Source organism: Thermostichus sp. MS-CIW-41 (genome assembly GCF_054058915.1).
In genome coordinates this window covers 155,504-181,257 of the sequence record NZ_JBSSBO010000001.1, presented here as the reverse complement: position 1 = coordinate 181,257, position 25,754 = coordinate 155,504, and the positions used below count along the sequence as shown (strand labels likewise).

Annotated in this window: 19 protein-coding genes; 8 read left to right on the top strand and 11 right to left on the bottom strand. The window is 58.9% G+C overall.

What is annotated here, in order from left to right; all coding sequences use genetic code 11:
• Nucleotides 1-304 precede the first annotated feature (304 nt).
• Entirely contained in the window at nt 305-1,261 is a 957-nt protein-coding gene (cysK, locus tag ACVWXE_RS00860; RefSeq protein ID WP_011433569.1) for a cysteine synthase A, read from the bottom strand.
• 254 nt (nt 1,262-1,515) lie between these two features.
• Here cysK and dxs point away from each other — a divergent pair, with 254 nt between their 5' ends.
• Nucleotides 1,516-3,462, top strand: a complete 1,947-nt coding sequence (gene dxs, locus ACVWXE_RS00855) for a 1-deoxy-D-xylulose-5-phosphate synthase (protein WP_011433570.1) — start codon at nt 1,516-1,518, stop codon at nt 3,460-3,462.
• A gap of 13 nt (nt 3,463-3,475) precedes the next feature.
• Here the strand turns inward: dxs and ACVWXE_RS00850 are convergent, their stop codons facing one another.
• The 3 genes from ACVWXE_RS00850 to fbp form a co-directional block, all read right to left on the bottom strand.
• Nucleotides 3,476-4,387 carry a tetratricopeptide repeat protein gene (locus tag ACVWXE_RS00850; protein ID WP_457384962.1) on the bottom strand — a complete coding sequence of 304 codons (912 nt, stop codon included), beginning with the start codon at nt 4,385-4,387 and terminating at the stop codon, nt 3,476-3,478.
• A gap of 193 nt (nt 4,388-4,580) precedes the next feature.
• Nucleotides 4,581-6,134, bottom strand: coding sequence for a glucose-6-phosphate dehydrogenase (gene zwf / locus ACVWXE_RS00845; protein WP_457393342.1), 1,554 nt, complete (start codon nt 6,132-6,134; stop codon nt 4,581-4,583).
• A 37-nt stretch (nt 6,135-6,171) separates the two neighbouring features.
• Entirely contained in the window at nt 6,172-7,170 is a 999-nt protein-coding gene (fbp, locus tag ACVWXE_RS00840) for a class 1 fructose-bisphosphatase (protein WP_011433573.1), read from the bottom strand.
• Nucleotides 7,171-7,528: 358 nt separating this feature from the next.
• Here fbp and ilvD point away from each other — a divergent pair, with 358 nt between their 5' ends.
• Nucleotides 7,529-9,226: a dihydroxy-acid dehydratase gene (gene ilvD, locus ACVWXE_RS00835; RefSeq protein ID WP_457489360.1), complete on the top strand. Its 1,698-nt coding sequence runs from the start codon at nt 7,529-7,531 to the stop codon at nt 9,224-9,226.
• A gap of 166 nt (nt 9,227-9,392) precedes the next feature.
• On the opposite strand, the gene ACVWXE_RS00830 is transcribed toward ilvD, so the two are convergent.
• From ACVWXE_RS00830 to ACVWXE_RS00820, 3 genes are all read right to left on the bottom strand, one after another.
• A complete protein-coding gene (locus ACVWXE_RS00830) occupies nt 9,393-11,393 on the bottom strand; it encodes a PhoX family protein (RefSeq protein WP_457489343.1) in 2,001 nt (666 codons plus the stop codon).
• A 349-nt stretch (nt 11,394-11,742) separates the two neighbouring features.
• Nucleotides 11,743-13,191 carry a DUF2079 domain-containing protein gene (locus ACVWXE_RS00825; protein ID WP_457489342.1) on the bottom strand — a complete coding sequence of 483 codons (1,449 nt, stop codon included), beginning with the start codon at nt 13,189-13,191 and terminating at the stop codon, nt 11,743-11,745.
• Between the two features lie 181 nt (nt 13,192-13,372).
• Nucleotides 13,373-14,506, bottom strand: a complete 1,134-nt coding sequence (locus ACVWXE_RS00820) for an anhydro-N-acetylmuramic acid kinase (RefSeq protein WP_457489341.1) — start codon at nt 14,504-14,506, stop codon at nt 13,373-13,375.
• A gap of 110 nt (nt 14,507-14,616) precedes the next feature.
• Here ACVWXE_RS00820 and ACVWXE_RS00815 point away from each other — a divergent pair, with 110 nt between their 5' ends.
• The 4 genes from ACVWXE_RS00815 (at nt 14,617) to fmt (ending at nt 19,557) form a co-directional block, all read left to right on the top strand.
• Nucleotides 14,617-16,341, top strand: coding sequence for an electron transfer flavoprotein (locus tag ACVWXE_RS00815; protein ID WP_457489340.1), 1,725 nt, complete (start codon nt 14,617-14,619; stop codon nt 16,339-16,341).
• A gap of 95 nt (nt 16,342-16,436) precedes the next feature.
• Entirely contained in the window at nt 16,437-17,630 is a 1,194-nt protein-coding gene (locus ACVWXE_RS00810; RefSeq protein WP_457489339.1) for an RNA-guided endonuclease InsQ/TnpB family protein, read from the top strand.
• 149 nt (nt 17,631-17,779) lie between these two features.
• Entirely contained in the window at nt 17,780-18,508 is a 729-nt protein-coding gene (locus ACVWXE_RS00805; RefSeq protein WP_457489338.1) for a hypothetical protein, read from the top strand.
• A gap of 80 nt (nt 18,509-18,588) precedes the next feature.
• A complete protein-coding gene (gene fmt, locus ACVWXE_RS00800) occupies nt 18,589-19,557 on the top strand; it encodes a methionyl-tRNA formyltransferase (RefSeq protein WP_414329629.1) in 969 nt (322 codons plus the stop codon).
• A gap of 107 nt (nt 19,558-19,664) precedes the next feature.
• On the opposite strand, the gene radC is transcribed toward fmt, so the two are convergent.
• From radC to ACVWXE_RS00780, 4 genes are all read right to left on the bottom strand, one after another.
• Entirely contained in the window at nt 19,665-20,396 is a 732-nt protein-coding gene (radC, locus tag ACVWXE_RS00795) for a RadC family protein (protein ID WP_041436627.1), read from the bottom strand.
• A 7-nt stretch (nt 20,397-20,403) separates the two neighbouring features.
• A complete protein-coding gene (locus ACVWXE_RS00790; protein ID WP_457489337.1) occupies nt 20,404-22,131 on the bottom strand; it encodes an ArnT family glycosyltransferase in 1,728 nt (575 codons plus the stop codon).
• Complete coding sequence (locus ACVWXE_RS00785; RefSeq protein WP_457489336.1) at nt 22,124-23,188, bottom strand: CIA30 family protein; 1,065 nt, start codon at nt 23,186-23,188, stop codon at nt 22,124-22,126. The genes ACVWXE_RS00790 and ACVWXE_RS00785 overlap by 8 nt, the downstream gene beginning before the upstream one ends.
• 330 nt (nt 23,189-23,518) lie before the next feature.
• The gene (locus tag ACVWXE_RS00780) at nt 23,519-24,796 is read right to left on the bottom strand and encodes a cysteine desulfurase (RefSeq protein WP_457489335.1); all 1,278 of its coding nucleotides are present in this window, start codon (nt 24,794-24,796) and stop codon (nt 23,519-23,521) included.
• A 184-nt stretch (nt 24,797-24,980) separates the two neighbouring features.
• On the opposite strand from ACVWXE_RS00780, the gene ACVWXE_RS00775 reads away from it, so the two are divergent.
• Entirely contained in the window at nt 24,981-25,199 is a 219-nt protein-coding gene (locus ACVWXE_RS00775; RefSeq protein ID WP_414374672.1) for a hypothetical protein, read from the top strand.
• A 137-nt stretch (nt 25,200-25,336) separates the two neighbouring features.
• Nucleotides 25,337-25,645, top strand: a complete 309-nt coding sequence (gene psb35 / locus ACVWXE_RS00770) for a photosystem II assembly protein Psb35 (protein WP_414331646.1) — start codon at nt 25,337-25,339, stop codon at nt 25,643-25,645.
• Nucleotides 25,646-25,754 lie beyond the last annotated feature (109 nt).

Here is a 25,754-nt window from a genome sequence, read left to right as displayed (position 1 = left end):
GTGTCCCTGTCTGCTTTTAGCCGGCGGGAGAGCTTGCTTTGTCACCTTGGCTCTCCTAGGCTTGCTGGCGAGCGACCGTAAGGCAGTCAGCATTGCTGTTGACCGGGGGAACTTCTGCCCTCTTGGGGGAAAGGGGCTGGGGAAGTAGGGGATTCTCATGCGGACGAAGGGACTTGAACCCTTACGCCTTGCGGCACTAGATCCTAAGTCTAGCGCGTCTGCCGTTCCGCCACGTCACTCTCACCCATGCTAGCTCGCCCTCTGGGCCAGGGCGACCTGTAGGGCAGCAGTCTCAGCATCATCGTCATCTCGAATCGGAATCCCGCTCCAAGTCGCGAAAAAGAGGTGTGCTCAGGTAGCGTTCCCCAAAACTAGGCTGGATCATTACAATCCGCTTGCCAGCGTTTTCCGGTCGCCGCCCCACCTGGATGGCTCCCGCCAAGGCAGCCCCAGTGGAAATGCCGGAGAGGATCCCTTCTTCTTTGGCCAGGCGCCGGCTGTAGACCATGCTCTCTTCATCTTCCACTGGGATCACCTCATCCAGCAGGTCGCGCCGCAGCACATCAGGCACGAATCCCGCTCCGATCCCTTCAATGCGATGAAAGCCGGGCCGTCCACCACTCAAGACGGCACTGGCCTTGGGTTCAACGGCCACCAGTCGAATGGCTGGGTTTTTCCCCTTCAAAAACTCGCCCGCCCCCGTGATGGTGCCGCCGGTACCTACCCCTGCCACCAGGATATCCACTTGACCATCGGTATCTTCCCAAATTTCCGGGCCGGTGGTTCTGGCATGGATCCGGGGGTTGGCGGGATTGGTGAACTGGCCCAACATGTAAGCGTTGGGAGTGCGGCGGACGATCTCTTCAGCCTTCCAGATGGCTTCCCCCATGCCGCCGGCGCTACTGGCCAGGTGCACCTCTGCTCCGTAGGCTTTCAACAGCAGTCGCCGCTCCAGGCTCATGCTCTCAGGCATGACGATGATGAGCCGGTAACCCTTGGCAGCAGCGGCCATGGCCAGGCCAATGCCGGTATTGCCAGAGGTGGGCTCCACCAAGATGGTCTTGCCGGGGGTGATCAAACCGGCCTGTTCGGCAGCCTCGATCATGCTGACGGCAATGCGGTCTTTCACCGAAGCGGCGGGGTTAAAGCTCTCCAATTTCACCACGATCTCGGCCAGGCACCCCTCCGATTGCGGGATCCGATTCAACCGCACCAGCGGGGTGCGACCGATGAGCTGGGTGATGTTGGCGGCGATTTTCATGGCTAACAAAAAGGAAGAAACCATTGCGGCAGTGGGCCCTAGCCCTTAACTCCGGAGCAACCGAGGGCCTTACGCGAGGCTAACCCTTGAATAAGCTCCTTGGCGTGCCCCTTTCAAGATCTCACTGCCCTTGGCCCAGCATTGAGGGGATCCCTGCATTCTCCCTGCATTCCTTGAAGTTTTGAGAGGGAGGGCTACAAAACCCCTCCTGAAAATGAATTAGAGTGAGATCACACCGGAAGGACGAGTCCATTATGCACCTGAGTGACATCACTCATCCCAACCAGCTCCGAAACCTGAACCTGAGCCAGTTGCGCAGCCTAGCCCGCCAGATTCGCGACAAACATCTGCAGACGGCTGCCAATTCCCCGGTCGGCTGTCATCTGGGGCCAGGGCTGGGGGTGGTGGAGCTGACATTGGCCCTCTACAAGACCCTCGATCTGGATCGAGACAAGGTGATCTGGGATGTGGGGCACCAGGCTTATGCCCACAAAATGCTCACCGGCAGGTACCACAATTTCCACACATTGCGCCAGAAGGGGGGGATTTCCGGCTACCTGAAGCGCAGCGAGAGCCGCTTCGATCACTTTGGGGCGGGGCACGCTTCCACCAGCATCTCGGCAGCTTTGGGCATGGCCATCGCTCGGGATCGGCGAGGAGACAACTTCAAGGTGGTGGCCATCATTGGGGATGGGGCCCTGACCGGAGGCATGGCCTACGAAGCCATCAACCACGCCGGGCACCTGCCCAAGACCAACCTGATGGTGGTGCTCAACGACAACGGCATGTCTATTTCCCCCAATGTGGGGGCGATCCCTCGCTATTTAAACCGCCTGCGCCTCAGCCCGCCGGTGCAGTTTTTGGCCGACAGCCTAGAAGAGCAACTGAAGAACCTGCCCCTACTGGGATCCAGCCTCAGCCCAGAAATTGACCGCCTCAAGGAAACGGTGAAGCTGGTTACCGCTGTGCAAAACAACAAAGCCGGCATTATCTTTGAGGAGCTGGGCTTTACCTACGTGGGGCCGGTGGACGGGCACAACCTGGCGGAGTTGTTGGATGCCTTTGAGTTGGCCCACGGCATCTCCGGCCCGGTACTGGTGCATGTAGCCACCGTCAAAGGCAAGGGCTACCCGCCTGCCGAAGCGGAACAGGTGGGGTATCATGCCCAATCCCGCTTCGACCTGGCCACCGGCAAGCCCTACCCGCCCACCAAGCCCAAGCCCCCCAGCTACAGCAAAGTCTTTGGCCATGCCCTCTGCAAGCTGGCCGAGCGGGATCCCCGCATCATCGGCATCACCGCCGCTATGGATACGGGCACTGGCCTGGATAAGCTCAAGGAAAAGCTGCCGGATCAGTTTGTGGATGTGGGGATCGCCGAGCAGCACGCTGTAACGTTGGCGGCTGGCATGGCCTGTGAGGGAATGCGGCCAGTGGTGGCCATTTATTCCACCTTCTTGCAGCGGGCCTACGACCAGATCATCCACGATGTCTGTATCCAAAAGTTGCCGGTCTTCTTTTGCTTGGATCGGGCGGGAGTTGTAGGAGCCGATGGCCCCACCCACCAAGGCATGTACGACATCGCCTATCTGCGCTGCATTCCGGAAATGGTGCTAATGGCTCCCAAAGATGAAGCGGAGCTACAGCGCATGGTGGTGACCGGGATCCAGTACACCCAGGGCCCCATCGCCATGCGTTACCCGCGCGGATCTGGCGTGGGGGTGCCTCTGGCAGAAGAGGGATGGGAACCCCTGCCCATCGGCAAAGCCGAGGTGTTGCGCAGCGGCGGCGAGGTGCTGATCCTGGCCTATGGGTCGATGGTGCATCCCAGCCTGCAGGCGGCGGAGATCTTGAAAGAACACGGCATCTCAGCCACGGTGGTCAATGCCCGCTTCGCCAAGCCTCTGGATACTGAGCTGATCCTGCCTTTGGCCGAACAGAGCCGCTTGGTGGTGACGGTGGAAGAAGGTTGCCTCATGGGTGGGTTTGGCTCGGCAGTGGCCGAAGCCCTGCTCGACGCTGACCTGGCAGTGCCCTTGTTGCGCTTGGGGGTGCCGGATGTGTGGGTGGAGCACGCCACCCCCGAGGAATCCTTGGCAGAACTAGGCTTGAACAGTGCCGGGATTGCCGAGCGAATTCGGGCCAAGTTTCAGGCACGAGTTCTCAAGGGATCCCCTGCAGAACTTCCCACTGTCAATTCCTAAATCTATCCTGAATCTATTCTGAGAGGCCCATCCGCCGGTTGAACTGCTCGATAGCGGCTTGCTGCAGAGCTTCTGCAACAGGGCGGGTGCGCAGGAGGATCTGCACATCTCGCAGCAGGTTTTCTCGCCACAGGTTCTCCCGCAACACCTGCAGGCGGGCGTAGTTGGGATCCAAGCGCATGGCCTTTGCCCCCAGTTCCTCAGCCCGTTCGGTTTCTCCCCGAATGTAGAGGGCAGTCGCCAGGGCCAAATAGGGCTCTGCTACGGCATTGTTCATCTCTATCGTGCGTTCCCAGCGATCGATGGCGGCGTCCAGATCCCCCTGCTCATAGTCCACCAAGCCCATGTTGTTCATGGCCGGCCAATAGGCGGAATCCAACTCCAAGGTCTTCTCATATTCCTGCCGGGCCGCATCCCACCGATCCAGCATGAGGTAGGCATTGCCCAGTTGGAAGCGAGCGTTGGGGTTATCCGGTTGCAGGGCCACAGCTCGTTCCAGGGTTTCAGCAGCGGCAAAGTAGCTGCCCTGCCGCAAATAAGCCGATCCCAGCGAGTAGAGAACAGCCCCATCTTGAGGAGACAGGGCGCGGGCCTTCTGCAACGAGGCAATCGCCTGCTCCAAGTCCCCCAGTTCTAGGTGGACGTTGCCCAAAACATAGAGCAGCTCTGAGGAGTTGGGCACCATGGCCACGGCCAGTTGCAGGCGGCGCAGCGCTTCTTCCGTTTGACCAAACTGGGCCAGCCGCAGCGAGTCGGTGGCCAGTTGTAGCGCTTGGGCCTGCATCAAGCCCCCATTGGGCAGAGGGACGTGCAGCAACACCTGGGCCTGGGCAGAGCTCCACCCTCCCATCCCCAACACAACTGCCAGGCCCACCGACAAGGCTCGCCAGGGCCGGACGGATAACCGGAACAACAGTGGCGGCATGATACCCACGCAATAAACAGGCCATGCCCATGTTAGCTGTAACAGCCGGGGATCCCTACGTCTTGGTGTTCTCTTCTGCAGCGGCCATTTGAAAGGGCTCTTGAGCTGCTCATGCTCTTCTGCCTGTTGCTGAGGGTGCCCCGGCTTACACAGAGGTGGATAGGCCATGGTTTACCAGCCGAGAGCAGCCAAATCAGAGGCGCCGCCACCGCCGCCCCGATTGGGTGAGCAGATCTTCGGCAGCCTTTGGCCCCCAAGTGCCGGCCTCATAGGTGAACAGAGGCGGTGCAGCACCGCCGCCATTGCCGCTGCCGGGCTCAGACTCCCAGGCCGATAACACCGGCGTCACCACCCGCCAGGCCGCTTCAACCTCATCGGCACGGGTAAACAGCGTTGGATCTCCCAACAGACAATCCAGGAGCAGGCGATCATAAGCATCCGGTGTACTCGCTCCAAAGGCAGTCCCATAGCGGAAATCCATATCCACCGAGCGGGTGCGGATCTCTGGCCCCGGCATCTTGGCCTCAAAGCGCAACGAGATGCCCTCATTGGGTTGGATGCGCAGTACCAGGATGTTGGGACTCACCTCCCGAGCCGCCGATTGGAACAGGGAAAGGGGCACCTGCTTAAAGTGAATGGCCACCTCCGAAACCTTCTTGGGCAGGCGTTTCCCAGTGCGCAAGTAGAAGGGCACCCCCTTCCACCGCCAAGTATCACACTCCAGTTTCAGAGCGACGTAGGTGGGGGTTTTGGACTGGGGATTGACATTGGGCTCCTGCCGATAGCCCAGCACCGGCTTGCCGGCAATCCAGCCAGGGCCGTACTGCGCCCGCACCGCTGCGGCTGCCACATTGCGGGGATCCGCTAGGCGGGTGGCCTGCAGCACCTTGGTCTTTTCGTTGCGCACCCCATCGCTGCGCAGTGAGACAGGTGGCTCCATGGCCGTCAGGCAATAGATCTGCATTAGGTGGTTTTGCACCATGTCTCGCAGGGCGCCGGCAGTGTCGTAGTAGCCGGCCCGATCCTCCACCCCCACCGTCTCCGCCACGGTGATCTGCACATGGTCGATGTAGTTGCGGTTCCAGAGAGGCTCGAAAATGGCGTTGGCAAAGCGGAAGACCAGCAGGTTTTGCACCGTCTCTTTGCCCAAGTAGTGATCAATGCGGTAGATCTGCTCTTCCTGGCAAATTCGCTGCACAAGGCGGTTGAGTTCCTGGGCCGAGGTGAGGTCGTGGCCAAAGGGCTTTTCGATCACCACCCGCGTTTTGGTCGGATCGGCCACCATGCCAGCTGCCCCCAACTGTTGGATGGCCTGGGCATAGAAGTCCGGCGCCACCGCCAGATAGAACACTCGGTGGCCGCGGGTGCCCCGCTCCTCATCCAACTGGCTGAGCAGTTGCTTTAGGCGCAGATAGCTCTCAGCATCTCCGATATCGAGGCGGCAATAGAACAGGCGGCTGGCGAAGTCCTGCCAGAGGGCCTCCGGCCCCAAGTCCTGGGGGGCAAACTCCTGCACGGCAGCCCGCATCTTTTCCCGATAAACCTCGTGAGTCCAATCGCGGCGGGCCACCCCCACCAAAGTAAACTCCGGCGGCAGCCGCCGCTGCCCAAACAGCCGGTAGTAGGCCGGGAGCAGCTTGCGGGCGGCCAGATCCCCAGAAGCGCCAAACTGCACCACAATGCAGGGATCCGGGGTGCGTTCTTGGTTGAGACCAACGCGAAGGGGGTTTTCTGCCAGGGTTACCATAGGCCAGCTTGGCTCAAAGAGAAGGATTGGGAAGAACCTAGGGCACCAGAGAACCCTCTAGGCAGCGCAGCACTTCTTCCACGTTCTCGCGGCTGCCGATGATAAGGGGCACCCGTTGGTGGAGAGATTGGGGGACGATGTCTAGGATGGCCTCGGTGCCAGTGGTGGCCGCCCCGCCCGCCTGCTCGGCCAGAAAAGCCAGGGGGTTGGCCTCGTACATCAGGCGCAGCTTGCCCTCCGGTTTTTTCTGGGTGCCGGGATAGAGGTAAACTCCGCCCTGCAGGAGAATGCGGTGAAAATCCGCCACCAGAGCGCCGCTGTAACGGGAGATGTAGCCATCGCGGCGGTGAACATACCGGACATAGTTCTGGATCCCTTCGCTCCACTGGCAAAAATAGCCCTCGTTGAGGCTGTAGACGGAGCCGCGTTCAGGAATGCGGATGTCGCTGCGGGAGAGGATAAATTCCCCCAAGCTGGGATCCAACGTAAAACCGTGTACCCCCTTGCCGACGGAATAGACCAATTGGGTGCTGGGGCCGTAGAGAATATATCCCGCAGCCAGTTGGCGACGGCCCGGTTGCAGCAGGTCTTGGTTGTCCGCTTCCGGGCGATCCTCAAGAGGGTGAAGGACGGAGAAGATGGAGCCGACGCTGAGGTTGGCGTCAATGTTGGAGGATCCATCCAGGGGATCGATCATCAGGGCCAGGCGGCTGAGGGAGCAGTTTTCCGGCAGGCGAGCCGGGGTTTTCATCTCTTCCGAGACCAGCCGACACACCAGGCCCGTTTGCTCCAAAGCGCGAATGAAGGCCCGGTTGGCGTAGTCGTCCATCTGTTGCTGTTCTTCCCCTTGGACATTGAGGCTGCCGGTAACCCCCAGCGCCCCTTCGATCAGTCCTGCCTGACTCAGCCGCCGGGCGATCATCTTGCCGGCCAGGGCAATGCGGTTCATCAGGGCGCTGAAGTCTTGAGCCTCTGCCGTAAAACTGCCAAACTGCTGCAAAACATGACGGGAGAGGGTGAGCACATCCCGCAACATCTCCCGTGAGGACTCCGTCCCGCTAACGCGGTCGGCACTGCTGGGCACTGCAGGCGAGGGGAGAGGAGAGCTGAGAACCATACGAGGCTTCGCCAACACGAAGGGGAAACACCAACACCCAGGATCCCTGGCCCCCATGTCTTGACTCGGTCTCGCTAACGCGATTGGAACCTGGGATCCCTTCTATTAGGTAGGCTGGCCGATTCCTGGCGCAGGTGCAGACAACTTACAGAGTTGCTTCAGATTTGGTTTGGATCCCTCTTGCCGGCAGAGCTAGTGTTCCCCCGAAGAGAGGCGGTAGGATGAGTTCTAGCCGTTTTCTTCCTTGCCCACTTCCTCTCGATTCCCTCTGGCAATGATGGCCAATTCTCCGCTCCCACTGCGCAGCCAAGTGGTCACCCAAGGGGTACAGCGCTCCCCCAACCGCGCCATGCTCAGAGCCGTGGGCTTTCGCGACGAAGATTTCGGCAAGCCCATCGTCGGCATTGCCAACGCCCACAGCACCCTCACCCCCTGCAACATCGGGATCCAAACTCTGGCGGAGCGGGCGGAGGCGGCTTTGAGAACGGCGGGCTGTATGCCCCAGGTGTTCGGCACCATCACCATTAGCGACGGCATCTCGATGGGCACGGAGGGGATGAAATACTCCCTGGTGTCGCGGGAAGTGATTGCCGATTCCATCGAGACGGTGGTCAACGGCCAGAGCATGGATGGCCTCTTGGCCATCGGCGGCTGCGACAAGAATATGCCGGGGGCGATGATTGCCATGGCCCGCCTCAATGTGCCCTCCATCTTCGTCTACGGCGGCACCATCAAGCCGGGTCACTACAATGGCCGCGACCTCACCATCGTCAGCGCCTTTGAAGCGGTGGGGGAGTTCAGTGCCGGGCGCATCTCCGAGGAAGAGCTGCTGGCGGTGGAGCGCCATGCCTGTCCCGGTGCCGGATCCTGCGGCGGCATGTACACGGCCAACACCATGTCCAGCGCGTTTGAGGCTATGGGGATGAGTCTGCCCTACTCCTCCACCATGGCTGCAGAAGACGAAGAGAAAGCCGAAAGTGCCGCCCAATCGGCCAAGGTCTTGGCAGAGGCCATCAAAGCCAACCTCCGCCCCCGCGACATCATCACCCGTAAAAGCATTGAAAATGCCATCTCGGTGATCATGGCCGTAGGGGGATCCACCAACGCCGTGCTCCACTTTCTGGCCATTGCCCATGCGGCAGAAGTGCCCCTGACGCTAGATGATTTCGAGACCATTCGTGCTCGCGTACCTGTCCTCTGCGATCTCAAGCCTTCAGGGCGGTTTGTGGCCACCGACCTGCACCGGGCCGGCGGGATCCCCCAGGTGATGAAAATGCTGCTCAACCACGGCCTGCTGCACGGGGACTGCCTCACCATCTCCTGCCAGACCATCGTCGAAGTCCTGCGGGATGTGCCGGACGAGCCTAGCCCGGATCAGGAGGTGATCCGCCCTTGGCACAGCCCCCTGTATCCCCAAGGGCATCTGGCCATCCTCAAGGGGAATCTGGCTCCCGAAGGAGCAGTAGCCAAGATTACCGGCGTCAAGAACCCGAAAATTACCGGGCCGGCGCGGGTCTTCGATTCAGAGGAGTCCTGCCTGCAGGCCATCCTCTCCGGCCAGATCCGAGCAGGGGATGTGGTGGTCATCCGCTACGAAGGCCCCAAAGGTGGCCCCGGCATGCGTGAGATGCTCTCGCCCACTTCGGCCATCATCGGCGCCGGCTTGGGGAATAGCGTTGGCCTGATCACCGATGGCCGCTTCTCCGGCGGCACCTACGGCATGGTAGTGGGCCATGTGGCTCCCGAAGCCTATGTGGGGGGCACGATTGCCCTGGTGGAGGAAGGGGATCTTATCACCATCGATGCTCCGGCTCGCCTATTACACCTGCACGTGAGCGAAGAAGAGCTGGCCCGCCGCCGCGCCCGCTGGTCTCCTCCTGAGCCTCGCTACAAACGGGGCACCCTAGCCAAGTACGCCAAGCTGGTCTCCAGCAGCAGCTTGGGAGCAGTGACGGATTTGAACCTGTGGGATTAATTTCCCTCACCCCCGGCTCGTCTCCCAGAGGGAGAATTGGTACTTGAGAGATAGCTCCAGATTCCTGACCCTGCAGGGATCAGCCTTGCTGGGTTAAGTGCAAGAAAGCGGCAGAGATGAAGGATCCCTGCCGCTGGGTTTTATGGGCTGACGGCCTCAGAGACAACTAGGTACCGATGATCCCGCCGTCATTTTTGGTGATCACCACCACCGCCGAGCGGGGGTAGAGATTGGGGTCGTAGTCGGGCCAGCGGGAGAGGATCTTGCCGGCGGCAAAGTCGTCCTCGCTGGTTCTGGCTCCCGGATGTTGCACGTTGATGAACATGGTGCGCTGATCGGGAGTGGTGACCACACCGGTGATCTCTTGCCCAATCGGCCCGGTCAAGAAGCGGCGAATTTCCCCTGTATCCGGATCGGCAGCCAACATTTGGTTATTGCCAAAAGGAGCAAAATCCCCTTGGTTGAGATTGCTGTCGCTGGTGTCGGTCTGGATCCAGAGGCGACGGCTGGCATCGAACCACAGACCATCGGGAGAGTTGAAGATGTTGTCTTCATTGAGGGGCTGGCCCGATAGCTTGCGGCTATCTTCAGGCGGCCCGGCCAAGACAAAGAGATCCCACTCGAAACGGGTGGCTTGAGGCCGGTCGTTGGCTTCCTTCCAACGGATGATGTGACCCCACTTGTTTTTGGGACGGGGGTTGGCAGCGTTCACCTGGTCTTGTTCCCGACGGCTGTTGTTGGTCAGGGTGAAGTAGACCATGCGGGTTTGCGGATCCACCGCTCCCCACTCAGGCCGGTCCATTTTAGTAGCACCGACAAAATCCGCCGCCGTGCGGGTATTCACCAACACATCTGCTTGGCTGGTGAAGCCGTTTTCCGGGGTCAGGCCGTTTTTCCCAAACACCAGCGGCAGCCACTCCCCTGTGCCATCTTCGTTGAACTTGGCCACATACAAGGTGCCATTGTCCAACAGATGTCCACCCGCCGTTTCCTTGCGGTAGGGCTCGGCAGAGACGTACTTGTAGATGTACTCAAAGCGGGCATCATCCCCCATGTAGGCCACAATCGGCTGGCCTTCCACCGGCGGCTGGAACACCACGCCTTCGTGGGCGAAGCGGCCCAGAGCGGTGCGCTTCTTGGGAGTGCTGCTGGGATCAAAGGGATCGATCTCCACCACCCAGCCAAAAGTGTTGGGCTCATTGCGGTAGTCTTGGGTGGCATCCGCAGCGGTGGGGGTGGCATTGAAGCGGATGAACTCGTCCGCCTTGTTGCTGGCCAGCTCCCAGCCGTAGCGGGAAGTCTCGGTGCTCACGCCGTAGCGCTTGTGCTCCCGGGGCAGGTTGGGCTTTTGGTCGGGGCCTTTGCTGGTGTTGCTGAAGTAGCCCGCCCAGTTCTCCTCACAGGTGAGGTAGGTATTCCAGGGAGTGACGCCGTGGGCGCAGTTGTTCAAAGTACCCCGGGTCATTGTGCCTTCAGGGCTGAACTTGGTTTTCACGAAGTCGGATCCCCGCACCGGGCCGTGGATCTCCATGAGGGTAAGACCGGTGATGCGGCGGTTGAGGCGATCCCGCACCACTTCCCAACTGCCGTCTCCCTGCTGCTTGATGTGGACAATGCTCACCCCGTGGCCATTCAGCTCTTTCAGCACCTGGTCGGGATCGCGGCTGCCGTCAGGATTGGTGGGATACAAGTCGGAATCCAGCTTTTGGCCCACAGCCGCAGCATGCATAAACCGAGGCTCGACGTACTCGTGGTTAAACACCAGCAAACCCTCGGTGGAGCTGCCCTGCCAGGGATCCTTCCCGTCAATGGGGAAGAAGTGCATGCCATCGTGGTGGCTGCCCACCTGCATTCCCTGCTCGGCACCGGTGTTTTCCAGCTTGAACTGTGGATAGGTGCCGGTGATGGGAGTACCCCAAGCCAGCAGCGGACGGGCAGTGTAGCCTTCGGGCACCACCAGTTTGTCTTCGGCGCTCACAGGAATTGCCTTGAAGCCCAGCAAAGCACTGCCACTGGCGGCTTTTGCCGATTTGGAAGCACCGTTCAGCGCAGGCAAGCCAAAAAAGGTGGCCACCGCCGCAGCAATTCCCCCCTGCAACACTTGACGCCGCTGCAAACGGCTCTCCAGGATGCTGCTGAAAGTGGGGTTGGGAGAGTGGTTACACATAGGCTCGTCTCCAGGACGAAGCTTAGGGCCATGCGAATGGATACTCACGTTGACTTCTCCTCTTGTCTTGACAAGTTTTGTTTAGAAACTTGGCGAGTCTTATAAAACAGCACCTAACCACTGCGCTACTCTATTCGCGCATGAGGATAGGCACTACAAAGTTAGTGGCTTGAAGTTAAGAGAAGACTAAGCTCAGATTAAGCCTTGCAAGTGTAAACAATTTCTTTAGATTGAAGCAGCAGTTTCTTAATCATTTGTTGCAACGAGAAGAAGACTTGGTTTAAGTCAATTAGATCAAGTGCCAATAAAGTAGTCTGCAGTCCTTAGAATTGCGATTCTTATGCGATTCTTAGAGGTCTTTTCGTAACCTAGAGAACAAATACACCCCATCTTGATGGTACAGAAGCTGAAACTGGGTTTCCTTCTGTAAAGCTTCAATCAGGATGCGGGAGAACTCTGGAGTGCTGCGCCACCCCGGATGACGGGTGTTGAGCAACACATAATCAAAGGGATCCCACTGAGAGGGCGGGGATCCATTGAAGCGGCCCTCGTCTGTAAAGTAGATTACAGGTCGCTGGGTGAGGTGAGGGCTGATCTCGTGGGTGGTGAGGACGCCCCCTTGGGTGGTGATCTGGGCAAGAGCCTGTCGGGTTGCCTGCCAAGTGTCCAGGGAGCTGAGATAAATTGAGCCGAAAAAGGTGTATTTCCCCAAGGCCAAAAAGGCCAGCGAAGACCAGATCAGGGGCAGTTTTCCATCTTTTATAAAATGGCTCTGGAAGAGGTGATTTTTCACATTCTCGATGACGGCCAAGAACAAGAAAGGAACGATAGGCAAAGCGTACTGATGCACCAGATCCCGATAGGCAGGATTGCTGGAGAGTATATTCAAACCCAGGGTAGGCAGGGCAGGGATCCAGGGATCCCAATGCCGCCAAGAGAGGCCCCAAGCCAAAGGCGCAACCAGTAAAAATCCATAAAACAGGGTGTCCAGAGAGAAGACTTTGCTCAAAACCAGCATCGGTCTCAAGATTAAACCTTGAACAATTTCCGCAACAGAATTCCCTAGATAGTCGTAATGAGAAACGGCTGCCGGCTCGCTGCCGCTGAAGTAAGGGATGATCCCAAAAGTGGCTATCCCAAACCAAGCCGATCCTGCCGCAATTGCCGTCCAGCCGCCCACTTGGCAGCGCCATTGCCAGCGTTCTTGAATTCGTCCTCTTTCCCAAAGCAACAGCCAGGCTCCCAGGGCGACAACATTGAGAGACAACACTGCTTTACAGCCGAGGATGCCGCTCAAACAGAGAAGGAACCCCCACAATTTTCCAGAGCGAATGCAGAGCACAGCCGCCAAGAAAAGGGGAACGGCCAAAACCTCTGGATGAAAATCAAAAAGGTTGGCGTTAAAAATGGCCGGATAGAGAAGATAGGCTGTGGCAATCACCATCACTTGGCTGGGATCGACCTTGGCCTGAAGCGCAAGGTGATAAATGGCCGATGCTCCCAAGGTTAACGCCAGGGATTGGAGCCCAAACAGCCAATAGACCGAGGGGACAATGCGGTACAAAAAGCTGATGGGATAGAGAATAAAGGCTGCGTGGTCTCCCAAGATGTGGATCCCTCGAATGGTCGAAAACGGAACCTCTCCCCGACTGATTAGATAGATGGATTGGTCGAAGATGCCAAGATCATATCCTCCAGACTGAAACAGGTGATGCCGGACAACACTACAGCCAAAGAGAATGAAGAAATTAAAAATCATGATTGCCAGCAGAAGTGGAGGCAGAGGACGATCCTTCATAAGAACTAGGGCTTTTGATTTATAGATCTTGGCAAGGTAACTTTATCGCTTTTCTCAGCCTTGCGTGACATCCTAGCGAGATCTGGATTCGGCAGAGGCTCCGCCGCAATTCTGGACATTTCTCTTTCCTCGGGAGTATGAGGAATGGCTCAAGCTTGTTGGAGATAACGATACAGATGAGTTAGGACTGGTTACGACAAGAGGGTGTGATTTGGCCCAAGATGGCAGCATGTCTTGCCCCAGTTGCTTCCGGTAAATTGTTGGTCTTACCTTGCCAGGTTTTATAGGCCAATACCGCGAAGGCAAGGGCCTCTTTGGCCTTAGAAGGGATCCCCACTTGGTCGGAAGTCAACAGGGTTGTGGTCGGCAGTTGCTCCTGCAGCAGTTGCATGAGAACAGGGTTTTGGGTGCCGCCACCGCTGAGAATAACTTGATCTGGGGTCGCGGGCAAAAAGTCCCTATAGGCTTGGGCAATGGAGCAGGCCGTAAATCCTGTGAGGGTGGCAATACAGTCGTGAGCAGATATAAATTGGGTCCAAATTTGCTCCAAATAAAGGGATCCAAAATACTCCCGACCAGTGGTTTTGGGCGGTGCCTTTTGAAAATAGGGATCCCGCATCCATTCTGCAACTTTTTCCCAGTGGACTTGGCCTTGGGCAGCCCATTTTCCATCGCGATCAAAGGCTTGTTGTCCTTGGCTGGCCCGCATCACCGCCAGATCGATCAAAATGTTGCCGGGGCCGGTGTCGAAAGCCAAGGGGGATCCCCCACTGTAGAGGCTGGGGAGATAGGTAAGGTTGGCAATACCGCCGATGTTCTGGGCCACACGATGAAGGTGGGGATGCCTCAACAGCAGCCAATCCACAAAAGCTACCAAAGGTGCGCCTTGACCTCCTGCCGCCATGTCCCGCGCCCGAAAATTGCTCACCACCGGGATCCCGGTCAGCTCGGCAATCACCGCAGCTTCACCGATTTGCAAAGTCGAAGCTTCTGGCCCACTGGGGTTATGCCAAAGGGTTTGGCCATGGCTGCCGATGAGATCGATCTGTTGGGGGGTAAGATGGGCCGCCTGGATCCCTTGCAAGGCCGCTGCCGCAAAAGCTCGACCCAAGCGAAAGTTCAAGGTGCAGATGTGATCTACCGTGCCGGTTTTGGGATCCGCAGCCCGCAAAATCTCTGCCCGCAGCGTTGGGGAATAGGGGATCGTCTGGAAATGCATTAACTCCCACTGTAGGGGATCGTCACCCTCCAGGTGGACGATGGCTACATCGATCCCGTCTACCGAAGTGCCCGACATTAGGCCGACGACGATCATCTTGCTGGGGGCTCGCACCAGAGGCTTGAGAAGGTCTAAAGTTTTGCCCTCTTTCTCCCCTCCCCTTTTTAAGATACAGGCAGCGTATCCGGAGCTACCGCGTGGAGAGGATGAGTGAAGCCATCCGCTACGACCTTCTGTTGGTGGGGGGGAGTTCCTCCAACTTGATCTTGGCCCATCGCCTTTTGGATTTGGCCAAGCTATCCGGGCTAAGAATCTCCATCGCCATTTTGGAAAAAGCCCGCCAATTCGGCGGTCACATCGTCAGTGGCGCCATCTGCAACCTCCAAGTGATCGCCAAGCTCTTCCCCGATTTTGAAAGCCAAGGATTTCCCCACGAAGGCCGGGTGGAAGCCAATCACTTGAGCGTGCTGGGATCCCAACAGCGCTGGGATCTGCCGGAAGCGGTGATCCCGCCGGGATTTCGCAAGCAGGGGCAGTTCATTCTCACCCTCAGCCACGTCATCCGTTGGCTGGCCGAAACCCTGCAGGAAAAAGCCAAAGGGATCCCGAACGTTACCCTGGATGTGTTCCCTGGCTTTGCCGCCCATGAAATCCTCTACGACGGGGAGCGGGTGATTGGGGTGCGGGCGAGCGATTCCGGCCAAGTGTACGAAGATTGCATCTTTGCCGAACTCACCTGTTTTGGCGACAAAGGCTTCATTTCCAAAGATCTCATCGAGAAGTTTCAACTGCGCCCCAACCCGCAACTGTGGTCGGTGGGGGTCAAAGAGGTGTGGCAGATCCCCCAGTCCCGGCAGGGGCAGGTGTGGCATACCTTGGGCTACCCGGTTTTGGATGGCAGCTTCAGCGGGGGCTTTGTCTATGGCCTCAAAGACAATCGCCTGGCCTTAGGTCTGATCATCGGCCTCGACAGCAGGAACCCCAACCTTAACCCCCAGCAGCGTCTGCAGGAGTTCAAGGCTCACCCCTGGATCCAGTCCCTGATTGCCGGCGGCAAGTTGCTCAAGTACGGGGCTGCCGTGATTCCCGAAGGGGGCTACCACAGCCTGCCCACCCGGTTTGGCGTTGAGGGAGCCCTGCTGTTGGGGGATGCGCTGGGGGTGTTGGATGTGGGTAGCTTGGCCGGGGTGGATAATGCCATGGAAACCGGCTATCTGGCGGCGGGCCTCATTCACGATGGCTTCTTGAAAGGGGATCTGCGCATCCAAACCGACTACCAAAAGGCGGTGATGGAAAGTGCAGTGGGGCAAAACCTCTACCGCAGCCGCTACTTCCGCGAGGCTTTTTTGGAAAACTCCCGCCTGCTGGAAGAATACTTACCTCAGGTGTGCCGCAGCGTCGATGCCGGCCACCCCTGGCTGGGATCCCTGCGCTGGGGTTTACAGGATCCCGTTCGCCGCGGACGAGAAACTCTGCGCGCCTACACCCTGCTCACCGGGCGGGTCAGCCCCAGCGAGCCACCCCCGCGCAGCTATGTGGCCCCCCACGCTGCCATTCAAGCGGATTTTGTGGCCCCCACAGCCCTGGCCCCCCAGGAATTGGCCGCTCGACCGGGCTATTTCTCGCGGCCCGATGCGGTTTTTTTCGCGGATCCCCGCTACCCCGAGGGTAACCGTCACATCCTGGAGTTCGACGCCGAAACCTGCCGCCGGTGCATCGCCACCTACGACAAGCTGAATCGCCCCACCCCCTGCGTGGCCGACTGCACAGCAGAGGTACACCACATCCGCGACCAAAATGGCATCCGCTCCCATGCCATGTCTTTGGAAAACTGCATCCAGTGCCGCACCTGCGAGATCATCTGTCCCCACTTAAACTTGCGGGTCAACCCCAGCTACGAGGGATCCGGGCCGGATTTCTATGGGCTGTAGCCGTTGCTGAGGTTAACTCAGCTAGAAATCGCAGGAGCCCCGCACTGTACCTGTAGGGTCAGTGTCGGGAGGAATGCGGAAGTTATGATAGAACCATGACCCAAGTCCTGACCGTCTCCTGCAAGCTCAAGGTGTCCCAGTCGCAAGCCGCAAAGTTGGATGCGACAATGGATGCCTTTGTGCAGGCGTTGAACTGGGTCAACCAAAACACACCAGAAAAAGTAGTCAACGCAGTCAAACTCCAGTCCCTTTGCTATTACCAGATTCGCGCTCGGTTTGGCTTGTCCAGTAACTTGGCTCAGCAGGTTTGCAGACGGCTGGCCGGTGCCCGTAAAGTTGCCCGACAGAAAAACCGTCCGGTCAAAGCGTTCAAGAGAGGCTTCGCTACCTACGATGCCCGTATCTTTTCGTTCCGCGAGAAAGACTGGACGGTGTCGCTGACCACGGTGGAGGGTCGGGAGCGCTTTGAGCTGGCGATTGGCCGCTACCAGAGAGAACAGTTGGCAGGCTCCAATCCCAAATCTGCCACTCTGGTCAAGCGCAAAGACGGTTCCTACTCCATTCAAATCTGTGTGGAAACGGAACCGTGCCCACCGCAAGGCACGGATAGAGTGCTGGGCGTGGATTTGGGAAGGACGGATATTGCTCATACGTCAGAAGGGGATAACTGGAATGGACAGCAGTTGAACCGAATCCGAGACCACTACTCCAAGCTGAGGGCGGCACTCCAACGCAAAGCCAGTAAGGGCACCCGCAGTTCGCGGCGCAGATGCCGTCAACTGTTGCAACGGCTGTCTGGCAAGGAGAGGCGCTTTCAGGCGTGGGTCAATCATCGCATCTCCAAAGCTATTGTCTCTAGGGCAAAGGCGACAAACAGCGCTCTTGCTCTGGAAGACTTGACAGGGATCCGGGAAAGGGTCAATCAACAGCCGCGCAGCAAAGCCGAACGGCGCAGGGCCAACAGTTGGGCGTTCTACCAACTACGTCAGTTTCTGGAATACAAGGCGAGGGCTGCAGGGGTTGCTCTGATTCTTGTTCCGCCTGCTTACACGTCGCAGACCTGTCACCGGTGCTTACACATCCACCCTGAGCAGGGCAAGTCCTACCGCAGTGGCAAGTCGTTCAAGTGTGGACACTGTGGATGGGAAGGGGATGCGGATTTGAATGGTGCGAATGTGATTGCGCTTTTGGGGGCTGCTGTAAACCAGCCTAGAGGTTCGTGGTTGGCTTGCCAACTGCAGGGCTACCGAAAGCCTGCCCTGTACTGCGAAGCAGTCAGGGTCGGGTAGTTTACTTCGCTGCAGCTCGCCTGATCCTGGGGATCTAGCAATTATCCAAAGCAGAATGGATCTGCCCATCTTGGCCGACGATCCCAGGGATCCAAGCAACCTTGGAAATTGGCTAGGTTGGGTTAGGGCTTGTTGGAGATCTTTTGTCGGTGAGCGATTCTTTGGATGTCCAGGCTCCTCTGCCCGCCATTTTGGCCGATCTGCAAGAAGCTCTGGAATCCCTGGGGTTGGGCCATCTTCAGGTACAAGCGCGGCTTTCCGGCCACCGCCTGTTGCTGCGTCTAGAGGGGGATTCCTTGCCTGAGCCGGATGCTTTGCTGGGGAGCCTCTCGCCGGCCTTGGAGCAAATGGCGCTGACCCACAGGCAGCGTCAGGTGGAGCTGTTTGGCTTTCTGGCCAACGAAGGGATCCCGGAATGGCACCGCGAGTGGCGCTACCAGCCCCAGCCCAACCCCAACAGCCCTCTGTATCGCGCTCAGCGGGGGGATGGGGTAGCCATCCAGCAGGTACTGAATTACCTGTTGCGTCCAGAAGGGATCCAAGCACGGGTTCATTTCCATCCCAAGCTGGGCCTCTTGCAGGTGAACTTGCAGGCGGCAGAAGCTCCGGATCCGGCTTGGGCTAAGGATTTTCTGCGGCGAGCCTTGACCCGTCTGGAATGGACTTTTTTGCAACGGCTGCGGCTTTCCGGGCAAAAACTGGGCTCCTTTTTCCCGGCCTGGAGCCAGGAGTTCGATCTCAAACAGCCCGCCTTTTGGCAGGCCCCGCAGGTGCCCTTGACCGGGCGATCCCCCATCTCAGAGAGAGAAATCTCTCCGCTGGATAAGCCGCCACCCCCTTCTCCTGCCTCCCAGACTGAATCTCCGGGTGTCAGTTGACGGAGGAGATAGTAAGTAGCCGAGCGTTTGCAGCCGCTGGCTGAGCGTATTCTGAAGGACAGTGCTCGTTGGGGTTGGCCATGCGGGTTGTTTTTTTCGGCACGCCAGAGTTTGCCCTGCCTTCGCTGCAGATCCTGTTGCAGCCGCAGTCTCCCTTTGAAGTGGTGGGATTGGTCTGTCAGCCGGATCGGCCCCAGGGGCGAGGGCAAAAGGTGCTTCCCCCCCCTACCAAGGTTCTCGCCCAGGCCCACGGGATCCCGGTGTGGCAGCCTGTCCGCCTACGGCGGGATCCCCAAGTGCTGGCGGCTCTGGAGGCGCTGGCTGCCGATGTGTTTGTGGTGGTGGCCTACGGCCAGATCTTGCCCCTGACGGTGTTGCAGATGCCCAAGCTGGGCTGTGTGAATGTGCATGGATCCCTCCTGCCCGCCTATCGTGGCGCTGCCCCCATCCAGTGGGCTATTGCCAACGGCGAAACCGAGACCGGCGTAACCACGATGCTCATGGATGAGGGAATGGATACGGGGGCCATCCTGCTCCAGGCCAAGCTACCCATTGGGCCAGAGCAAACCAGCCTAGAATTGGCACCCCAACTGGCTCAACTGGGGGCAGAACTCTTGGTGGAAACGCTCTTGAAATTGGAGAAAGGGGAACTCACCCCTATTCCTCAGGACGGATCCCGGGCAACCTACGCCCCTTTGCTCAAAAAACAAGACTTTCACCTCGACTGGCAGCGCCCTGCCCAGGCCTTGCACAACCAAATCCGCGCCTTTTCTCCCGACTGTTTCACCAGTTTGAGGGGGCAGCGGATCAAAATTGTCCGCTCTGCCTCTCCTCAGTTGCACCCACCCCCTGGCGATCTCCCCCAAGGCAGCCCTGGCGAGGTGGTGGGATTGGCCAGGGGAGAAGGAGTCTATGTAGCCACCGGAGAGGGATCCCTGTTGATCCGGCGGGCGCAGCTGCCTGGCAAAAAAGAACAGTCCGCTTGGGACCTGGTCAATGGCGGCCAGCTCAAGGTGGGAATGCGCTTTGAGCCGCTCCCCGATTCTTGAGAGCCCACACACAGGGATCCCTTGGGCGCGGCCAACCCAAAGACGGCGAACCTGTCCGTTGCCTTGATTCTACTCTCTCTCTCTGGGAGAAAGGCTGGGGGTGAAGACTACTCCGGCTGGGGAAACTCCTGCCAAAGGTTGGTGCGCTGGCGCAAGCTGAGGAACTGTCCGCCGCCCAAGATGAGGTGGTCCAAAACCGGGATCTGCAGCAGCTGCCCCGCCTGCAAGAGTTGCCGGGTAAGGGCAAGATCTTCTGGGCTGGGATCCAAGCTGCCGGAAGGGTGGTTGTGGGCGACGAGGATGCGACTGGCCCCCTGTTTGATGGCGCTGCGGAAAGTCTCCCGCGGATGAGACAGGGTTTCGGTGGCGGTGCCCCGGGTTACAATCTGCTGGCTGAGCAGACGGTGCTTGACATCCAAGTGCAAGACGGCAAAGTGCTCTTGAGATTCCCACATCAAGTCACCACTCAGAGCCATAGCCGCTTGTTCTGGCGACTCAATGGCTGTCCGGTCTGGCGGACGACTCAAAAACACCCGTCGCCCCAGCTCGATGGCGGCCAACACCGTTGCTGCCTTGGCCGGGCCAATGCCTTCAATTTGCAGCAGCTCCCCTGCCTCCACCTGGCGCAGTTGGGCCAAGGGATCCCCTTGGGCTTCCAATTTTTTCAGGAGCAACTGGGCGAGGCCGACTGCCGAGAGCTTGCCTGGCCCCTGGCCAGTGTTGAGCAAGATGGCCAGCAGCTCGGCGTGGGAGAGGTGCCTTGCCCCTTGGCTGAGCAGCCGCTCGCGGGGACGATCTTGGGCAGGAATATCGCTGATGCGCAGCACGTACTGGCTCATCTGGGGCCTAGGGAGGAGAAGAGTTTTTTTTCAACAGCCAAAAGGGACTGCGGCGCTCGACGACCCGCCAAGATCCCAGAATGGCTGCCTGTTCGCCCTCGGGAGCTGTAAGTTCAGCTACAAAGGGATCCCAGGTAACCAGGTAGTCGGGCGCCTGCCCCTGGGCTTGCCAGTCGGCCAGCTCTTCTGGGCTGGCGGCGTAGGGAACCTGCAGCGGGCCATAAAAATAGGGTACAAAAGAGCGAAAGCCGTACAGGCCCACCGTTCCAGAGAGAGCCGGCTGGGCGTTGTTTTCGGAAGTGGCAAACTGCCGGAAAAAGTGGACGGCTCCCCCCTGGGTGTGTTGCAGCAGGTGGGGGAAGACCCAGCACCAGGCCAGTTGGGCGCTCAGTCCCGTGGCCAAGAGCAAAACTGTCCAGCCCCAAGCCCGCCGCCGTCCTCGACTCCAAAGGAGAATTCCCAGCAGCAGGATCGCGGCGGGGACGTAGGTCAACACCGGCCACTCCACCTCAGCCTGCAGGTATCCCAGCACCAAGCTGCTGGAAAAGTCGTCAGGGATGCCGGCAAAGACCCATGCTTGGACTAGCCCAGCGGGGTCCTGGGATCCCAGCCAAGGCAGCAATAGCCACAGGGCCAGCCAAAACAAGCCACTGAGCAGGATCCAGGCACTTTCCCAAAAACTGGGCCCTCTTTTCTCAGCAGCCAGGCGCTGCAAGCGCAGGGCAGCAAAGTAGGCCCCAATGGGATACAGCAGCGAGGTGTAGTGTACCAGCTTGGTTTGCACCAGCAGCGAAAACAGGGCCAGCACCACCCCAAAAGCCACCAACAGCAGAGATTCTGCCCGCCGAGTCAAATCCACCGAGCCCACGCTCCTGGGGATGGGCTGCAGGATCTCGGCCAAAGCCAAAGAACCCCAGGGAAAGCACCCCAGGGCAAAGGCCAACAGATGAAAATAAACCGGGCCGGGATGCCCATCTGAGCTGGTGAGGATGCGCCATTGGTAGCGCCCAAACTCTTCCACCCATTCTGGCCCCCGTTGCACCTCCTCCAACGCCAGCCAAGTGAGGGGAACAGCCACAGCTAGGCTGAGGAAAACCAGGCTCTCCCCCCATCGAAGGGGAGGATCCCGGTGCCAGACCTTGTAGCCAACCCAGATGAGCAGCGGCAACACCAACCCCACTGGCCCTTTGGCCAACACCGCCAAGCCCAGAGCCAGCGCCCCCACCGCCTTCCAAACCCGACCGGAGCACCCCACCCGACGCGCCTGATCCGCGGCCAACAGGGATCCCAGACCCACCCCCATCCCCAGATTCAACAGCGGGTCGATGAGGCCGGTTTTGTAAAAAAACAAGGGCAGGTAGCCCGTCAGCAGTAGGATCCCCCACAGGCAGCCAAACCCCACCCCACGCAGATGGGATCCCCACCCCACCAATAGCGCCACTGTGATCCCGCCCACCCAGGCATTGGGCAACCGCGCCGCCCATTCGTTCATCCCCAAAACAGCCATGGACAGGGCCTGCAGCCAAAAAAACAGGGGCGGCTTTTCAAAAAAGGGCTCCCCGTTGATCGCCAACGAGAGCGGATCCCCGCTGGCCAGCATCTGCCGCGCCAAGCTGGCGTAGATCAGCTCATCCCAGTCGAACAGATAGGGGATCCCCTGACCTACCCACAGCCACAGGCCGGCCAAAAGCCCCATCCCCAGGGATCCCTTGAGGCGGCCCAGAAAGCTAGGCATGGAAAGCTTCTGAAGACACCACCCGGCCCACGCTCTGAGGCGAGCGCAGGAGGCGGAGCAACTGGGCTGCCAGAGCGGATCCCTCCATCTCCGCCGGAATCTCCACCCCACACCAACGGCTGGAGCTACCCTGCAGGGCAGCTATCCACTCCGGGGCAAGGGATCCCCGCGCCACCCCGATCAATTGCGGCAGCCCCTCCCGGCGATACAGCCCGATCCAGCGCAAGCCCAGTTGAAAAGGCCCCGGTCGGAAATGGGGGTTCAAGCGGCCATCCGCCTCAAACTTGCTCAACATCACCTGCAGAGAGCAGATCTGGCGAGTATTGAGCGCAGGAGCCGAAGGCACAAGGCGGGCGCGGAACGTGGCAACCATCTCCGCAAAAGGGATCTGAACGGTCTGCTCTTCTCCCGGCGCAGTGTCGAACGCATAGCCGTAGGCGGGGCTGTCCCAGCCGCCTTGATCCCGCAGTAAGACCTTATACCGCTGCCCATCCCCTCGCAGGCGCAGCTCCAGACCGGCAAACCCCGACAAGTCCAGCGGCGGCTGCCAATTGCGGGTGCGCGTGGAAACAAACCCCCCAAAGTTGGCCGTGGAAACTTGCCCTGTAAACAGAAGCTGCCCCTCCCCCCACTGCAACTGGCTTTGGCTCACCCCTCCCATCACCACATCGTCCAAAATGCCCCAAAACCGATGCAAATCCGGGTTGGGCCGGCGAAAGTCGAACAGCATCCGCTCCGTTTGCCCACTGCTGCGCAATTGCTCCAGATAAGCCTTGGCCGTTGGTGGATCCCCCAAACCTAGGATCACGGTTGCTGTCGCCCAATCTGGCGTATGGCTCACCTCCACGCCCTGCTGCCGCAGGGCCTCCGCCAACCCGTCAGGCAAACCTTCCCCCACCACCCCTATCTGGATAGCGACCGGCTCGGAAAGAGAAGGTGGCACAAAATCATCCTCCACGGCCTGGAACCCATTTTGAACCCGACGCCACACCTCAGCCCAAGGCAGGGCCTCATAGTAGGTGAGCGTGTTCCAGAACCGCCCCAGATCCCAAGGCATGAGTCTACCTGATACATTCACGCTGAACTCTCCTGAACATGGTTCAGGAAAGAAGCGATCGCATCCTGCCTATCTCTGTTCGCGTCAGCGGGACGGAGTCCAAACAGGAAGGCGGTATCCCGCAAAGCCCTGAGGAATACCCCCCGAGCGCTTTCCCCCTTCACTTCCCGGCAACCGTTGCGGTGGACTCAAGGATCAGGGGGAAACTTGGTCTACTATATCCCTCTCAATGACTTTTGCCAAACCGCCTAAAGCTCAGTAAATTCAGCAAAGTTCAGGGTTTTGGGGGTTAGAGGCATGCTCATCTCTTCAGAGGTCTATCCCGGATCCCTAGCTTAGGGCAAGGCTGAAGAACTCCACCGCTTCTGCCAACACGTCTAAAAAGCGATCCACCTCCGCCAACGTGTTGTACAGGTAAACACTGGCTCGGGCAGTGGACTGTACTCCCAAATAGCGATGGAGGGGTTGAGTGCAGTGGTGCCCCGCTCGAACGGCAATGCCTTGCTCATCCAGCAAAGTAGACAGGTCATGGGGATGGACAGCCTCCACCGAAAAGCTAACCAGCCCTGCCCGTCGCGCCGGATCCTTGGGGCCATAAACCGTAATACCCGCTATGTGCTGGATCCCGTCCAACAGGTGGGTAATCAACCTTTGTTCATGGGCATGAACCCGCTCCAGACCGATCTGGCTCAAGTAATCTACGGCTGCCCCCAGCCCCACCGCCTGGGCAATCGCCGGCGTACCGGCTTCAAATTTGTGGGGGATATCCGCATAGGTGGCGTGATCCCAGTACACATCGGCGATCATCTCTCCCCCACCCAAAAAAGGGGGCATCGCTCGCAGCAGCTCCCGCCTGCCGTAGAGGACGCCGATCCCCGTTGGGCCACACATCTTGTGCCCCGAAAAGGCCAACCAATCGCAATCCAGCGCCTGGACATCCACAGGCATGTGGGGCACGCTCTGGCAGGCATCCAGCAAAACCTTGGCTCCGTAACGATGGGCCAGTTCAGTCATCTCCTGAACGGGGTTGATGGATCCCAGCATGTTGGAGACCTGGGTTACCGCCACCAAGCGGGTGCGGTCGCTGAGCAAAGATTGGTAGTGCTCCAGATCCAACTCTCCCTCTGGCGTGATCTGGATGAACTTGAGGTGGGCTCCCGTCTTCTGGGCCACCCATTGCCACGGGATTAGGTTGCTGTGGTGCTCCATCACCGAGAGGACGATCTCATCCCCCCGCTCCAGATGGCTCAAGCCCCAACTGTAGGCCACCAGATTGATGGCTTCGCTGGCATTGCGGGTGTAGATGATCTCCTGAGGAGAAGGCGCGTTCACAAACCGAGCGATCTTTTCCCGCGCCCCCTCATAGGCATCTGTGGCTTCGTTGCTCAGCGTATGGACCCCACGATGCACGTTGGCGTTGCAGTGTCGATAGTAATGATCCATCGCCTGCATAACCGCCAGTGGCTTTTGAGAAGTGGCGGCATTGTCAAAGTAGATCAGCGGGTGGCCGTTGACCTGGCGCTGCAAAATCGGAAAATCTGACCGCACCTGGGCAGCCAGATCGAAAGAATGGTCAAGCTTGAGAGAAGAAAGGGGGGATACCGCCATGGTCTGCGCAAAAAGCCTGCTTCCCTCAGTATGACATTGCTTCGGGCCAGCCCTCGGCCAACCCCTCTGCCCAAACCGTTGCAACGGCCAGGGATCCCTTCCTCCCTGACCTGAAAGCGAAGCTTGTCACAAAATGTAACTTTGTGTTAAGTTTGGTTACAGCAACCAATACGAGGTATTAGCAATGCAATCGTCTCCCAGAATCCCTTCTCGTCTGGACTCCGCTTCTGTTGCCCAGTACTACGACACCACCAACGACTGGATCCCAGGCTGGACGGAGCAAGCAGAGCGTTGGAATGGACGCTTGGCCATGTTGGGCTTGGTGATCAGCATCGCTACGGAAGCGGCGTTGGGCCACAGTGTTTTTGCCAGCACTCTCGCCCAGTGGCTAGGTCTGCAATAACCTGCAATAATTTGTCGAAGAACTTTTCGGTAGAGCCACATTGGACATCTCACAGACTTTCTCTTCGGCTTTGAGATGTTACAGCTCTACCCTTTTTGGGAGCTTTTTCACCCTTCAATCCCTATCTCGACAGTCCGATGATGCTTGACAATCCCTTCCTCCCCTACATTGCCGTCATGGTGGCCGGGCTGGTGGCCGCTGTTGTGATTGGCTCGATGGCTTTCTTCAACTCCAAGCGCCCTGCTGGCTGGGAAGGCGCCGGTCGCCCGCGGTACGTGCCGCAGTACGGTCAAGACGGCGATACCCCGCCGGAGTGGGAGATTGGCTGGACGGAGAAGGCCGAGCGATGGAACGGACGGCTGGCCATGCTGGGGTTTGCCATCAGTGTTGTGGTAGAGGCCATAGTGGGCCACAGCGTGTTTGCCTCTGCACTGGGGATCCACTGATCCAAGTTGAAAGCTGTCCGGCGCCCAGTCGTCTCGAGGAAATAAAGGCGGAAGCTATGGAAGCCTGCTTTTTCCTCATGCGTGCTCTTTGTCTTTGCCGTGCAGTACT